Genomic DNA, 614 nt, shown 5'->3' on the forward strand with positions numbered 1-614 from the left:
TAGGCAGATTAAAATTTGTAAAAGATAATGAACTAAATGTGCTTCAGAAATATTGCTATAATTATAAGGGGCAGCAGACGGATTGCGGTGACAATACTTCAACAACTGTTATTTCATATAAAAGTATAGCCAGAAGTGGTTCATTTACAAAAAATAATTGTGCGGCTGGAGGAACGGCCGGGTCTATAAACTATAGCCAGGAAATCGGAGCTGTTATTTCTGATATTTCCCAAACAGATGCAGATGATAAAGGGTTAATTAAATTTAATACAGACGGACAGGCCTATGCGAATGCGAATGCCAAATGTACTTTTTGGAATGTTGCCAAGAGCCAGCTAATAACCCGTAACAATTGTGGAGCCGGAGGTACAGCAGACAGTGCATTGTATGGAGTTCCGGCCGCAAGATATTTTTCAAATATCTCCCAGTCAGATGCAGATGCACAGGCCCAAACAGAAATTAATACTAATGGACAGGCGTATGCCAATGCTACTGCTCAATGTACTTTTTGGAATGCTGCCAAAAACCAATTATTTACCCGCAACAATTGCGGGGCAGGAGGTACACCGGAAAGCGTGTATTATAACGTTCCAGCCGGAAGATATGTATCAAAT

General features: G+C 40.6%; 1 protein-coding gene. It reads left to right on the forward strand.

Annotated elements, in window-relative coordinates; genetic code table 11:
* The coding region (locus GKZ86_RS25335; protein ID WP_230328267.1) for a DUF5977 domain-containing protein at positions 1 to 614 on the forward strand (614 nt) is incomplete at both ends.

The sequence above is a fragment of the Flavobacterium sp. LC2016-13 genome, from assembly GCF_009707955.1.
Classification (GTDB): domain Bacteria; phylum Bacteroidota; class Bacteroidia; order Flavobacteriales; family Flavobacteriaceae; genus Flavobacterium.